12 protein-coding genes are annotated in these 13,119 nt (G+C 64.8%); 9 read left to right on the forward strand and 3 right to left on the reverse strand.

What is annotated here, in order from left to right:
- Positions 1-204: 204 nt before the first annotated feature.
- Positions 205-1,761 carry an ABC1 kinase family protein gene (locus AABE10_RS05280; RefSeq protein ID WP_342932201.1) on the reverse strand — a complete coding sequence of 519 codons (1,557 nt, stop codon included), beginning with the start codon at positions 1,759-1,761 and terminating at the stop codon, positions 205-207.
- Positions 1,762-2,094: 333 nt separating this feature from the next.
- On the opposite strand from AABE10_RS05280, the gene AABE10_RS05285 reads away from it, so the two are divergent.
- Positions 2,095-2,850 carry a DeoR/GlpR family DNA-binding transcription regulator gene (locus tag AABE10_RS05285; protein WP_342932202.1) on the forward strand — a complete coding sequence of 252 codons (756 nt, stop codon included), beginning with the start codon at positions 2,095-2,097 and terminating at the stop codon, positions 2,848-2,850.
- Between the two features lie 15 nt (positions 2,851-2,865).
- Here the strand turns inward: AABE10_RS05285 and AABE10_RS05290 are convergent, their stop codons facing one another.
- The gene (locus AABE10_RS05290) at positions 2,866-3,975 is read right to left on the reverse strand and encodes a 2-aminoethylphosphonate--pyruvate transaminase (RefSeq protein WP_342932269.1); all 1,110 of its coding nucleotides are present in this window, start codon (positions 3,973-3,975) and stop codon (positions 2,866-2,868) included.
- Positions 3,976-4,318: 343 nt separating this feature from the next.
- Here AABE10_RS05290 and phnS point away from each other — a divergent pair, with 343 nt between their 5' ends.
- The 8 genes from phnS (at position 4,319) to AABE10_RS05330 (ending at position 12,561) form a co-directional block, all read left to right on the forward strand.
- Complete coding sequence (phnS, locus tag AABE10_RS05295; RefSeq protein WP_342932203.1) at positions 4,319-5,407, forward strand: 2-aminoethylphosphonate ABC transporter substrate-binding protein; 1,089 nt, start codon at positions 4,319-4,321, stop codon at positions 5,405-5,407.
- 130 nt (positions 5,408-5,537) lie between these two features.
- Positions 5,538-6,641, forward strand: a complete 1,104-nt coding sequence (gene phnT / locus AABE10_RS05300) for a 2-aminoethylphosphonate ABC transport system ATP-binding subunit PhnT (protein ID WP_342932204.1) — start codon at positions 5,538-5,540, stop codon at positions 6,639-6,641.
- Entirely contained in the window at positions 6,619-7,539 is a 921-nt protein-coding gene (locus AABE10_RS05305) for a 2-aminoethylphosphonate ABC transporter permease subunit (protein WP_342932205.1), read from the forward strand. Before phnT ends, AABE10_RS05305 begins: the two co-directional genes overlap by 23 nt.
- Positions 7,539-8,399 carry a 2-aminoethylphosphonate ABC transport system, membrane component PhnV gene (phnV, locus tag AABE10_RS05310; protein WP_342932206.1) on the forward strand — a complete coding sequence of 287 codons (861 nt, stop codon included), beginning with the start codon at positions 7,539-7,541 and terminating at the stop codon, positions 8,397-8,399. The genes AABE10_RS05305 and phnV overlap by 1 nt, the downstream gene beginning before the upstream one ends.
- Positions 8,400-8,477: 78 nt before the next feature.
- Positions 8,478-9,230: a phosphonate utilization associated transcriptional regulator gene (locus tag AABE10_RS05315; RefSeq protein WP_342932207.1), complete on the forward strand. Its 753-nt coding sequence runs from the start codon at positions 8,478-8,480 to the stop codon at positions 9,228-9,230.
- 52 nt (positions 9,231-9,282) lie between these two features.
- Complete coding sequence (gene phnA / locus AABE10_RS05320) at positions 9,283-10,542, forward strand: phosphonoacetate hydrolase (RefSeq protein WP_342932208.1); 1,260 nt, start codon at positions 9,283-9,285, stop codon at positions 10,540-10,542.
- Positions 10,539-11,996 carry a phosphonoacetaldehyde dehydrogenase gene (phnY, locus tag AABE10_RS05325; RefSeq protein WP_342932209.1) on the forward strand — a complete coding sequence of 486 codons (1,458 nt, stop codon included), beginning with the start codon at positions 10,539-10,541 and terminating at the stop codon, positions 11,994-11,996. Before phnA ends, phnY begins: the two co-directional genes overlap by 4 nt.
- 4 nt (positions 11,997-12,000) lie before the next feature.
- Complete coding sequence (locus AABE10_RS05330) at positions 12,001-12,561, forward strand: phosphonate degradation HD-domain oxygenase (protein ID WP_342932210.1); 561 nt, start codon at positions 12,001-12,003, stop codon at positions 12,559-12,561.
- A 248-nt stretch (positions 12,562-12,809) separates the two neighbouring features.
- On the opposite strand, the gene AABE10_RS05335 is transcribed toward AABE10_RS05330, so the two are convergent.
- Positions 12,810-13,119: hypothetical protein (locus AABE10_RS05335; RefSeq protein WP_342932211.1), on the reverse strand; the 310-nt coding region annotated here is incomplete at its 5' end.

Below are 13,119 nucleotides of genomic sequence, written 5' to 3' on the forward strand. Positions count from 1 at the left end.
TTGTTCGAGGCTGCATCGGCGCAGTCGGCGTGAGCCGTGCGACCTACGCGAACCGAGCAACCCAGCGAACCGAGTGAACCGAGTGAACCGAGTGAACCCAGCGAACCGAGTGAACCGAACGAGACCGAACGAACCAAACGAACCAGGTGAACATTCGCCCGCCTGCGACCTACGCCCCGATCAGCGCCTATCGATACCCACCGCTCAATACGTCAGCAGCACGGCCACCGCGCCGAGCACCCCGCCGCAAATCGTGCACGCCCACAGCAGCACACGCGTTCTGCGATATTCGGTCAGCACGTCGCTGACAAGCTGCACCTGTTGCCTCACGCTCGCCGCTTCGTGCTGATGCTGCAAATAGCGCACCGCAAGCTGCGGAATGCGCGGCACCAGATGCGCGAGATGCGGCAACTCCTGCGCGATGTGCCTGGCCCAGCCGCGATGATCGAACTCGCGGCGCGCGAGCGTCGCCAGCACTGAGCGCGCGATCTTCCACGAATCGACGCCCGGATGCAGCGCGTTCGCGAGCATCTCGGCCTGCTCGAACGTGCGTTGCGCGGCGGCGAGGCGCGGCGGTACGTCGCCGCCGAACGGGCGCACGGCGAACAGCAGATGATGGAACAGCGCGCCCGCCGAGCGCTCGTGCGATTGCGGCGCGAAGTGCGCTTCGGCGCGCGTGCGCAGTTCGGCCTCGAGCTTTTCGGGGCGCGTCTCGCTCGACACATGCCCGGCTTCATGATGCAGATGCGCGAGCCGTCCGTAGTCCTGGTCGAAGAGCGCCGTCGCGCCCTGCACGAAGAACTCGCGCTCGCGGGTCGAAAGACTCGACATCACCGCGAAATCCGCGAGCACGATGCGGCCCAGCGTATCCGGCTCGATGCTCACGCGCACGCGGCGCGCGTCGAGTGTCGCGTGGAAGAAGCCGTGCTCGAACGCCTGCTCGGTGACGACTTCGATGATGTGCTCCGCAAGCGGCACCAGCTTCACGCCGCGCGCCGACAGGCCCGCGAGATCCAGCGCGGGCAGCGACTCGACATGCTGCATCGCGAACGTGCGGTCGGTGCAAAGCTCCCAGATCACGGCGGGAATCGCGAGGCGCTTGTCGTCGGCGAAGTGATGCGCGGTCTGGCTCAGGTTCGCGGCCTCGGCGCGCAGGTCGAAGCGTCGCAGGATGTCATGCGTGAAGGCGTCCGCCATGTCGCGCAGCCGCAGACGCCGCGCGTTCTTCGACAGCTTCTCCATCCAGCGAGCGACCCAGCGCAGCAACGCGGCTTCGTCCGCGATTTCCTGGACTTGCGCGGCGCGCACGAGCTTGATTGCAATGTCTCGATGTCCGTTGATCGGCTCGGCGAGGCGCCCGACATGCGTCTGCTCGGCAAAGCCGTTGCGCGCGGGTGTCAGGTCGATCGACGCGAAGAGCGTCGATACGGGACGGCCGAGCGCCGCGGCAATCGCCTGTTCGACTTCTTCCGGCGGCAACGGCGTTTCGAGGTGGCCGACGGCGTCGATCGCATCGTGCAGCGTGCCCGTCGCGAGTTCGGGGCGGCGCGCGAGCGCCTCGGCGAAAGCGCTCGCGAGCGGGCCGAGATTGGGCAGCGCGCGATGGACGCCGGCGCGCGCGTCTGGCGACTCGTGCACACGCGATGCGAGCGTGACGAACCAGTGCAGCTTGTGATGCTCGGGCGCGGCGAGCCAGACGAGACGCGCGCCGTAACGCAGCGTGTGGAACAGCAGTCGTAGTCGGCGAAACAGGGGAGGCATCGGCGGATCGTTCGGCAGGACGCATCGGCGATGCGTGAAAAGACCGCTCAGATTAGCAGGGATGCGCCGCCGGGAACACCCGCACGGCGATTGCCCACGCGCAGCAAGCGCGTGAATGCGGCGAGCGCGCAGCCGCACGGCGATACGACCAGCATCGGCATACGCTCAACATCGGCGGCATACGATCAGCCGACAGGCACTGCGCCGCCTGCAAGCCTTTTGTTACATTCCGTCCGCGCCGGATTCCCGTGCGTAATACAATACCCGCGACAATCCGGCGGGCCGATCCCATCCCTGAACCCCTGCTCACCGCCTCGCGGCGGCCACCAACCGATGCTGGCAGAACAACGTCACCAATACATTCTGGCTCAGGTCACCAAGACGGGCGCATTGTCGGTCGCCGAGCTGGTTCGCGAGCTGAACGTATCGCGCGAAACGATCCGCCGCGATCTGAACGCGCTCGCCGAGCGCGGCCTGATCGTGACGACGCATGGCGGCGCGCTGTCGAGCGATAGGCGCGAGCCCGATCTCGACACGCGCGAGGCCGCGAACGCGAGCGCGAAGCGCGCGATCGGCGAGCGCGCGGCGCAACTGGTGCCCGACGGCGCGTCGGTCATCATCGATTCGGGCAGCACGACGCATGCCGTCGCGCGCGCGCTGACGGACCGCCACCGGCTGGCCGTCTACACGAACGACTGGCGCATCGCGCTCCTGCTCGGACGCCGCAACGACAATCGCGTGACGCTGCTCGGCGGCGAGCTGTCGGACAATGAAGACGCCGCGTTCGGCCTCGATACGATTCACCAGCTGTCGCACTATCACGCGGATTTCGCGCTGATCGGCGCGGGCGGCATCACGCCGGACGCGCAGCTATCCGACTACTCGCGCATGGCAGCGGAGGTGCGCAGCCGGATGATCGCCGCCGGCAACACCGTAATCGTGGTCGCCGACAATTCGAAGTTCGGCCGCGTGACGCCCGTGCGCATCGAAGGGCTGGAGAAGGCGCGCTACGTCGTGACGGAACTCGCGCCGGATCGCGCGCTTGCGAAGGCGATCACTGCACGCGGTCCGGAACTCCTGATCGCGTGAGTGACGCGCGTCGCTTCATTTCACGCTGAGATCGAGCTGCGCCAGCGTCCGGCCGATGGCGGCGACGGCGTTGTGCATCTCGTTCGTGTCGATCGAGCCGATGCAGCCGACGCGGAACGTCTCCACTTCCGTGAGCTTGCCCGGATACAGGATGTAGCCCGCTTCCCTCACGGCTGCATAAAACTCCGCAAATTGCCACTTCGGATCGCGCGGCGCATGGAACGTGACGATCACGGGCGCCTGCACATCGGCCGAGAGAAACGTGTCGAAGCCGAGCGCCTTCATGCCGTCGACGAGCGCCGCGCAGTTGCGCGCATAGCGCGCGCCGCGCGCCGGCTGGCCGCCTTCCGCGATGAACTGGTCGAGCGCGGTGCGCAGCGCGGCGACGACGTGCGTCGGTGGCGTAAAGCGCCATTGCGTGGTCTTTTGCATGTACGCGTACTGATCGTACAGGTCGAGCGCGAGCGACGGCGAGCGGCCCTCGCATGCTTCCAGCACGCTGCGCCGAACGATCACGAAACCCATCCCCGGCACGCCTTCCAGACACTTGCCGCTCGCCGACACCAGCGCGTCGATGCCGCCTTTGCGCAGATCGATGGGCAGCGCGCCGAACGAGCTCATCGCATCGACGATCAGGCTCTTGCCGTGGTGCTTGCACACGGCCGCAATCTCGTCGAGCGGATTGAGCAGGCCCGCGCTCGTCTCCAGATGCACCTGCGCGACGTGCGTGATGCGCGGATCGCGATTGAACGCGTCTTCGATCGCGCGGGCGCTGGCCGGCTCGTCGTCGCGCAGCGGCAGCTCCACCCACGCGATGCCCAGGCGTTGCAGCACCTTGATGATGCGCGCGCAATACGCGCCGTTGTTCGGCACCAGCACGCGGCCGTCGCGCGGCACCAGCGTGCCCAGCGCGGCCTCGACAGAGAACGTGCCGCTGCCCTGGAGCGGCACGCAGACGTAGTCATTTGCTCCGTGTACGATCTCGACGAGATCGTTGCAGACACTCTGCGTGATGCCGTTGAACGCGGCGTCCCACGAACCCCAGTCGCGCAGCATTGCTTCGCGCGTGGCAGGCGAGGTCGTCAGCGGTCCTGGCGTGAGCAGAACAGGGTCGTTTCCAGGAATCACACAGCCTCCAAAATCAGTCAAATGCGGGAATCGCGCGTTGTTCGGCGCGTGTTGCTTTGCATATTATTGGCCGATTGTGTCATTTTGTGGAAATCCGCAAACTCTTCACGTCGCTGTCACAAAAAGAGACGATCCTTGCCGTGCCCGTTCAGGCAAGGCAGTCCGAAGCGAGTAATCGTCGCAGGAATGTCCTGGCGCAAACGCCGCAAAAAAGTTGTCAGCAATCTGCAATTTGCGCGGCTTCGGCCGCGAGGTCATGCGGATGCCCCTTTCGGAGCGCCGCACGGACACCACCACTATCGGGTTATCACAGGTTTTTTTGCCTTTCGGAGAGAACGACATGAAAAAGACGGATCACCTTCGCTCGACGGGCCGTATTGCGCGCAAGCTGCTGCCCGCACTCGTCGCGGCAGCGGCGTTCGGCGGCGCGATGTCCGCGCACGCGGCGGGCGCGGTCGTGCTGTACACGGCTGACGGCCTCGAAAACCTCTACAAGGACGTGCTGCCCGCGTTCGAGAAGCAGGAAGGCGTGAAGGTCAACATCGTGACGGCAGGCAGCGGTGAAGTCGTGAACCGCGCGACCGTCGAAAAGGACGCGCCGAAGGCGGACGTGCTCGTCACGCTGCCGCCGTTCATCCAGCAGGCGTCGCAAGCGGGCCTGCTGCAGAACTACGAGAGCGTGAACTACAAGAACGTGCCCGCGATCGCAAAGGCGTCGGACGGCGCGTGGGCCACGTTCGTCAACAACTACTTCTCGTTCGCGATCAATCCGGAAGTGGTGAAGAACCAGCCGAAGACGTTCGCCGATCTGCTGCATCCCGACTACAGCGGCAAGGTCGCGTACTCGAACCCGGCGACGGCGGGAGACGGCATGGCCGTGATCATCCTGACGACGTCGCTGATGGGCGAAGACAAGGCGTTCGACTATCTGAAGAAGCTGGAGCAGAGCGCCAAGTTCCACACGAAGGGCACGGGCTATCTGGACGTGCTGCTGTCGCGTAACGAAATCGCCGTCGCCAACGGCGATCTGCAGATGGATCTCGACGACGCGGCGAACGGCGGCCTGTCGCTCAAGCCGATCTTCCTCGCAGCCGAGGCGGGCGGCCAGCCGACCACGTTCCAGTTGCCGTACGCGATCGGCCTGATTAAGAACGGTCCGAACCAGGCGCAAGGCAAGAAGCTGATCGACTATCTGATGTCGACGGAAGTGCAGGCGAAGGTGCCCGATATCTTCGGCATTCCGGGCCGCACCGACGTGCCGCTCGCCGGCAAGAACGGCACGGCCGTCAAACAGGCGATCGCGGGCGTGAAGCTGATCCCCGTCGACTGGAACCAGGTGATGTCGAAGAAGGCCGCCTGGACGGCTCGCTGGAAGAACGATGTGATCGGCAGTTCGGGCAAGCAGCTCGAAGTCGTCAAGCCGAAATAATCGCGGCGTCTGATGGAAGCACGCGCGGCGTGACGAGGGTCGCGCCGCGCGCAAGGCATTTGATGCACCCGATGCGCGTGACGCATCCGGTGCTGCAATTCAAGCTCACCAATGTAGGAGGATGGAACCGGTGAACACTGCAACAACCCTTGCTGGTTCAGGCGCGCTGGACGCCACTCCGCGAGCGGAAGGCATCGCTCGCACAGGCGAGCCCGGCGGCGTGCAGATCGAGCATCTGACGGTGCGCTTCGGTTCGCGCACGGTGCTCGACGATCTGTCGCTGACGATCGAGCGCGGCGAACTCTTGACCGTGCTCGGCCGCAGCGGCTGCGGCAAGACGACGTTGCTGCGCTTCATCGCGGGTTTCATCGAGGCCGACGGCCTCGCCGGTACGCTGACGGTCGCGGGCCGCGACCTGACCCACGTGCCGCCGCACAAGCGCAATCTGGGCCTGCTGTTCCAGAGCTATGCGCTGTTTCCGCATCTGTCCGTGTTCGAGAACGTCGCGTTCGGCCTGCGCGCGCGTCGCATTTCGACGAAGGAAATCGCGCGGCGTGTCGCCGATGCGTTGAAGCTCGTGCAGCTCGGCGATGCCGGCCACGTGATGCCCGCGCAACTGTCGGGCGGCATGCAGCAGCGCGTGGCGCTCGCGCGCGCGCTCGTGATCGAGCCGGACGTGCTGCTGCTCGACGAACCGCTTTCCGCGCTGGACGCCAATCTGCGCGCGTCGGTGCGTTCCGAACTGAAGGCGCTGCATGAGCGCCTGCCGAATCTGACGATCGTCTGCGTGACGCACGATCAGGACGACGCGCTCGTGCTGTCCGATCGCACGCTGCTGATGCGAGAGGGCCACATTGCGCAACTCGGCACGCCGCAGGAGCTGTACGACAAGCCGAGCGACGCGTTCGTCGCGCGCTACCTGGGCGCGGCCAATCTGCTGCCGCCGAACGTCGCGTTTGCGCTCGGCGATTCGCGCCATGCGGAGCGCGAGCGCGTCGCGTGCCTGCGTCCCGAGGCGATGCGCATCGTGCCGCTCGGCGAAGGGCAGTTGCACGGCGCGATTGCATCCGTCGAATGGTACGGCTCGGTGCTGTCCGTGCAGGTCGCGCTCGACGCGATGCCGGGCGAGCCCGTGCACGTGTCGATGCAGCGCGGCAGCGGTGTGATGCCCGAAAAGGGCGCGCGGATTTCGTTGCGTTACGAGGCAGACGATGTCGTCCTTATCAAGCCCTGACGTGCTCGCCAACCGCGACGCGCTGCGCGCCGCAACGGCCGCATCGCATGCGGCGGCGAAGCGCCGGCGCGAACGCATGTCGCGATGGCATTTGCTGTTTCTCGCCGTATTCGTGCTCGGCCCGCTTGTGATTTATCCGCTCGTGCGTCTCGTGATGCTGAGTCTGACGGGCGCGCATGGAATGAGTTTTCATGCGTATTCGGCGTTCTTCCAGAATCCGGAGACGAGCGGCGTGATCGGCACGACGCTGTGGATCCTGTTCGCGAGCGCGGGGCTCGCGTCAGTGCTCGGTGTCGCGCTCGCGTCGCTGCTGTTCTTCAAGCCGTTTCCGGGCGCGCGGCTCGTCACGCGGTTTCTCGAACTGTTCGTGGCGTTCCCGTCGTTTCTCGTCGCGTTCACGCTGATCTTTCTGTACGGCTCGCAAGGCTCTGTCAGCATTGGTTTGCAACGGCTCTTTCATCTGGAAGCGCCGCCGCTCGATTTCCTGTTCGGCATCGGCGGCGTGATTCTCGCGGAAGTGGTGTTCTACGCGCCGTTCGTCGTACGTCCGACGCTCGCATCGTTCGCGATGCTCGACATGCGTCTGATCGAAGCCGCGCGCAGCCTCGGCGCGAATGGATGGATGGTCGCGTTTCGCGTGATCGTGCCGCTCGCGTGGCCGGGCATCGCGGCGGGCACGATCCTGTGCTTCCTGCTGACGTTGAACGAGTTCGGCATTCTGCTCGTCCTCGGCAGCGCGCACCTGATCACGCTGCCCGTGGCGATCTACAGCTCGGCCACCGTCGACCTGGATCTGCCGACGGCGGCTGCGGGCGCGGTCGTGATGCTGGCGATGTCGTTGTCGTTGTATGCGCTGTACCGCCAGGTCAACAAGCGCAAGGTGGGAGGAGCGAAGTAATGTCCGACATCGATCAAACCGTCCTGCCTGCCGTCCATCATCGCGCGCGGCCCGTTCAACACAGGCTCGTCACGCGCATCGCCGGCGGCCTCTTCATGGCGTTCGCCGCATTGCTGTGCTTCTGGCTCTTCGTGCTGCCCGTGATCGTCGTCGCGCTGTCGAGCGTCGCCGCGCACTGGTCGGGCACGATCTTGCCGGACGGCTTCAGCATGCGCTGGTTCGAGCGCCTCGGCGGCAGCGATTTCGACGCGCTCGTTACCAGCTTGCAGATCGGCTTTGGCGTTGCGATTCTCGGCACCGCGCTCGGGCTGTGGCTCGCGCTCGCGCTCGAAGGGCGCGACCGGCGCGGCCTCGGCGCGCTCGTCGATACGATCGCGATGGTGCCCAACGGCGTGCCGAGCGTCGTACTCGGTCTCGCGGTGCTGATTGCGTATCACAAGAAGCCGCTCGATCTGTCGAGCTCGGCCGCGATCGTCGTGTTCGTGCAGTTGGCGCTGGTGCTGCCGTTCTGTTATCGCTGCGCGGCCGCCGCATTGCGGCCGGAGCTGACGATCCTGCGCGAGGCGGCCGCGAGCCTCGGTGCGCCGCCGTCCATGGTGCTGCGCCGTGTCGTGCTGCCGCAACTGGTGCCCGCGATCCGCGCGTCGCTTGCGCTCGGCTTCGCGCTGTCGCTCGGCGAGCTCGGCGCGACGCTGACTGTTTATCCGCCGGGCTTCGCGACGGTGCCGATCGTCGTCGTCGGCCAGGTCGAACGCGGTTATTACCTGCCGGCGTCCGCGCTGTCGCTGATTCTGCTGCTCGCGTCGCTGGCCGCGCTATTGCTGATCGCCGCGCGCGTGCCGCGCCGTCGCGTGGACTGACAACAACGTTTCCTGATTTTTCGTGAGGTGTGCCTGTGCCGGCATGCCTCGCATCGTGGTGTGGCAAAAATTGTCGAAATGACCGAAAATATGGAAATTGTGCCGGATGATCGGATCGAGGTAGTCAGGCGGCATTCGCTGACGGCGCTGGTCCGCGACGAGATCGAGCGCAACATCGTCGACGGCAGGCTGGCGCCTGGCGACAAGCTCAATGAAACCGATTGGGCTGCGCGCTTGCAGGTGTCGCGCGGGCCGGTGCGCGAGGCGTTTCGCGCGCTGGAGCAGGCCGGGCTCGTGCGCAACGAGAAGAATCGTGGCGTGTTCGTGCGCACGGTGTCGCTCGCGGAGGCCGACGAGATTTACGCGGTGCGCGCGGTGCTCGAACAGGCGGCGTGCCGGATGCTCGCGCAGCGTATCGACGCCGCGCAACTGGCCGCGCTGCGCAAGCATGTGGAGGCGATGCATGCCGCGCTCGAGAGCGGTGATCACGATGTCTATGCGCGAGAAAACGTCGCGTTTCACGATGCGATCGTCGCGATGGCGGGCAACGGCAAGCTGTATGAGACGTATCGCAGGCTGGTCGGCGAATTGAGTCTGTTCAGGCGCGCGGCGCTCGGCGCGCGTGGCGACGCGATGGAGCGTTCGCTCGCCGAGCATCGCGCGATTCTGTCGGCGCTCGCCGCGCGCGATGCGGACGAAGCGGCGCGGCTGATGCTCGCGCACGTCGACGGCGGCAGGCAGCGCGCGCATGAAGCGGCCGGGCCGCATCGATCCGGCGAACACGATGATCGCAACGAACGGGATGACGGCTTGAGCGCGCTGCTCGCCTGAGTCAGCGGAACCAATGAAGAACACGCGTCAGCGACGCGTAGGGAAGAGAACGATGGCAATCCAATCCGAACGTAGTGTTGAAGTGAATGGCCGCAGCTACCGGTTGCCGGCGACGCCGACGGTGGTTGTGTGCGTCGATGGCTGCGAGTACGAGTATCTGGAAGCGGCCGTGAACGCGGGCGTGGCGCCGTATATCGGCAAGATGCTGCGCGACGGCGCGGCGTTCAGGGGCGACTGCGTGATTCCGTCGTTCACGAACCCGAACAACCTGTCGATCGTGTGCGGCGTGCCGCCTTCCGTGCATGGCATCTGCGGCAACTACTTCTGGGACCCGCAGGCCAACGACGGCAAGGGCGCGGAAGTGATGATGAACGATCCCGCGTATCTGCGCGCGCCGACGTTGCTCGCGGCAGCCGCCGATGCGGGCGCGGCCGTCGCCGTCGTCACGGCGAAGGACAAGCTGCGGCGGCTGCTCGGCAACAAGATGAAGGGCATCTGCTTTTCGGCGGAGAAGGCCGACAAGGTGACGCTCGAAGAAAACGGCATCGGCGAAGTGCTCGATCTGGTCGGCCTGCCGTTGCCCGATGTGTACAGCGCGGACCTTTCCGAATTCGTGTTCGCCGCGGGCGTGCGGCTTGCGCAGACGCGCAAGCTCGACCTGATGTATCTGTCGACGACCGACTACATCCAGCACAAGTGGGCGCCCGGCACGGAAGGCGCGAACGCATTCTACGCGATGATGGACGGCTATCTGGCGCAACTCGACGCGCTCGGCTGGGTGATCGGACTGACGGCCGACCACGGCATGAACGCGAAGCACGATCCGCGGACGGGCGAGCCGAACGTCATCTATCTGCAGGACCTGCTGGACGAATGGCTCGGCGCGCGGGCGGCGCGCGTCATTCTGCCCATCACCGATCCGTACGTCGTGCACCACGGCGCGCTCGGGTCGTTCGCGACGATCTATCTGCCGCGCGACGCGAATGCGCAACAGGTGATCGAGCGCCTGGGCGGCCTGAAGGACATCGAAGCCGTGCTCGACAACAAGGCGGCGTGCGAGCGCTTCGAGTTGCCGAACGACCGCGTCGGCGACATCGTCGTGGTCAGCAAAAAGAACACGGCGCTCGGCACGCGCCGCGACGAGCACGATCTCTCGGGACTGACGGTGCCGCTGCGCTCGCACGGCGGACTATCAGAACAGGAAGTGCCGTTGCTCTTCAATCGACGCATCAGCGAAGTACGCGTCGCGGGCAAGCGTCTGCGCAATTTCGACGTGTTCGATCTGGCGCTCAACCATGTGGCGACATCATGAACACAATGATCCCGTCCAACGATCACCCCGCGTTTCGCGCAGAAGCGCTGCGTTTGAAGGGCGAGCGCGTCGCGCGCTCGCGCACGCTCGATGTGTTCGATCCGTATACGGGCATGCGCGTCGGTACGGTGCCGATGGCGAGCGTCGACGATGTGCGCGCCGCGTTCGACTATGCGGCCGCTTATTGCGCGAAGCTCACGCGCTATGAGCGCTCGCACATTCTCGAGCGCGCGGGCATGCTGCTGCGCGAGCGGACGGAAGAAGCGTCCGATCTGATTTCGCTCGAATCGGGTCTGTCGAAGCAGGACACGTTGTATGAAATCGGGCGTGTCGCGGATGTGCTGAAGTTCGCGTCGATCGAAGCATTGCGCGACGACGGCCAGAGCTTCTCGTGCGATCTGACGCCGCATGGCAAGAAGCGCCGCGTGTTCACGCAGCGCGATCCGCTTGCGGGTGTGATCGTCGCGATCACGCCGTTCAATCACCCGATGAACCAGGTCGCGCACAAGATCGCGCCTGCGATTGCGACGAACAATCGCGTGATCCTGAAGCCTTCGGAGAAGGTGCCGCTGTCGGCGTTCTATCTCGCGGATCTGTTGTACGAAGCGGGACTGCCCGCGCCGATGCTGCAGGTGCTCACGGGCGACCCGCGCGAAATCGCCGATGAACTGGTCACGAATCCGCTCGCCGAACTTGTGACGTTCACGGGGGGCGTGGCGATCGGCAAGCATATCGCCGAGCGCGCGGGGTATCGGCGCGTCGTGCTGGAACTCGGCGGCAACGATCCGCTGATCGTGCTCGAAGACGCCGATCTCGAGCGTGCCGCCGCGCTGGCCGTGCAGGGCTCGTACAAGAACTCCGGTCAGCGCTGCACGGCCGTCAAGCGGATGATCGTGCAGAAGAGCATCGCTGCGCGCTTCACGGAGCTGGTCGTCGAGAAGACGCGCGAGTGGACATACGGCGATCCGTTCGACGGGGCGAACCAGATGGGCACCGTGATCGACGAAGCGGCCGCGCGGCTCTTCGAATCGCGCGTGAACGAAGCGGTTGCGCAGGGCGCGCGTCTGCTCGTCGGCAATGAGCGCAAGGGCGCGCTGTATTCGCCGACGGTCGTCGATGGAGTCGATCCGTCGATGACGCTGATTCGCGAGGAAACGTTCGGCCCCGTGTCGCCGATCATCACGTTCGATACGCTCGATGACGCGATCCGCATCAGCAACGGCACGCCGTTCGGTCTGTCGTGCGGCCTGTGCACGAACCGGCAGGACGCGATTCCGCGCTTCATCAACGAATTGCGCGTGGGCACGGTGAACGTGTGGGAGGTGCCGGGGTATCGCGTCGAACTGACGCCGTTCGGCGGCATCAAGGATTCGGGCCTCGGCTACAAGGAGGGCGTGCAGGAAGCGATGAAGAGCTTCACGAACCTCAAGACCTTTTCTCTTCCGTGGGAGTGATGTTGTGGCATTGAATCTCGACGACATTCGCGGATTGTTCGAAGCACATGGCCGGCTCGCATACAGCGGCGAGCCGGTGACGCAGCTCGAACATGCATTGCAAAGCGGCGCGCTCGCGGAAGCGGCGGGGGCCTCCGATGAACTGGTCGCGGCGGCGTTCCTGCATGACCTCGGACATCTGCTGAACCGGCAGGGCGAAACGCCGACGGCGCGCGGCATCGACGATCTTCACCAATACTTCGCGTTGCCGTTTCTGCGGCCCGTGCTGCCGGACGCGGTGCTCGAGCCGATCCGTCTGCATGTCGATGCAAAGCGCTGTCTGTGCGCAATCGACGCGACTTACTTTGGGCGGTTATCGGCGGATTCCGTGCGCAGTCTCGAATTGCAGGGCGGCATCTACACCGATGATGAGGCGCAGGCGTTCCTGAAGAAGCCTTATGCGGAGGATGCGTTGTGCTTGCGTCGCTGGGACGATCTGGCGAAGGAAGCGAATCGCACGACGCCGGATCTCGATCACTATCTCGGCGTCGTGTCGCGTGTGATGGAAAGGCATGCTGTCGTTTGATCTTTTGTCTGTACGACAGACCGCATGGAAATACTGATACTTCGTTCATATGCCATGCGCTTTACGCGCGTCGAAAAACCGCTTGCAACGGCGGAGGCGAGCGCCTAGAATCTCGCTCTTTCGCGCGGCGGACGCCGCGGCGCGAGGGAAGCGGGAAAGGCGGGAGGGCCGGCAGTGATGCGGTTGTCCGGCGATGTCGGCGGGTTCTTCGGTAGCAAAAAACCTGTTGACGAACACCGGAAGGTTGTTCATAATCTCGTTTCTCTGCTGCTGATGCAGCAAACGCAACGAAGGCAAGGCGCCTCGTGCGGATGTTCTTTAAAAACTAACAGCCGACAGATGTGGGTGCTCGATGACGGCGCGCGGTGGTTCTTCGGAGCTGCCGGAAGCGAAAGTAATCGAGTCTCACACAGAAAGAAATTGAGGAAGGTTTGAGCAATCAAGCCATCTGTCAGTGATTTTGAGTGAGCGACCGGTTTCGAAAGAGACCGAAAAACAGTAACAGGTTTGAACTGAAGAGTTTGATCCTGGCTCAGATTGAACGCTGGCGGCATGCCT

Origin of the sequence: Paraburkholderia diazotrophica (assembly GCF_038900755.1) — a bacterium.
GTDB lineage: Bacteria > Pseudomonadota > Gammaproteobacteria > Burkholderiales > Burkholderiaceae > Paraburkholderia > Paraburkholderia diazotrophica_A.

What these genes read in the sequence shown, in the direction of transcription:
- AABE10_RS05280 (WP_342932201.1), bottom strand. Translation starts at nt 1,761, where the DNA reads ATGCCTCCCCTGTTTCGCCGACTACGACTGCTGTTCCACACGCTGCGT.
- AABE10_RS05285 (WP_342932202.1), top strand. Translation starts at nt 2,095, where the DNA reads ATGCTGGCAGAACAACGTCACCAATACATTCTGGCTCAGGTCACCAAG.
- phnS (WP_342932203.1), top strand. Translation starts at nt 4,319, where the DNA reads ATGAAAAAGACGGATCACCTTCGCTCGACGGGCCGTATTGCGCGCAAG.
- AABE10_RS05305 (WP_342932205.1), top strand. Translation starts at nt 6,619, where the DNA reads ATGTCGTCCTTATCAAGCCCTGACGTGCTCGCCAACCGCGACGCGCTG.
- phnV (WP_342932206.1), top strand. Translation starts at nt 7,539, where the DNA reads ATGTCCGACATCGATCAAACCGTCCTGCCTGCCGTCCATCATCGCGCG.
- AABE10_RS05315 (WP_342932207.1), top strand. Translation starts at nt 8,478, where the DNA reads ATGACCGAAAATATGGAAATTGTGCCGGATGATCGGATCGAGGTAGTC.
- phnA (WP_342932208.1), top strand. Translation starts at nt 9,283, where the DNA reads ATGGCAATCCAATCCGAACGTAGTGTTGAAGTGAATGGCCGCAGCTAC.
- phnY (WP_342932209.1), top strand. Translation starts at nt 10,539, where the DNA reads ATGAACACAATGATCCCGTCCAACGATCACCCCGCGTTTCGCGCAGAA.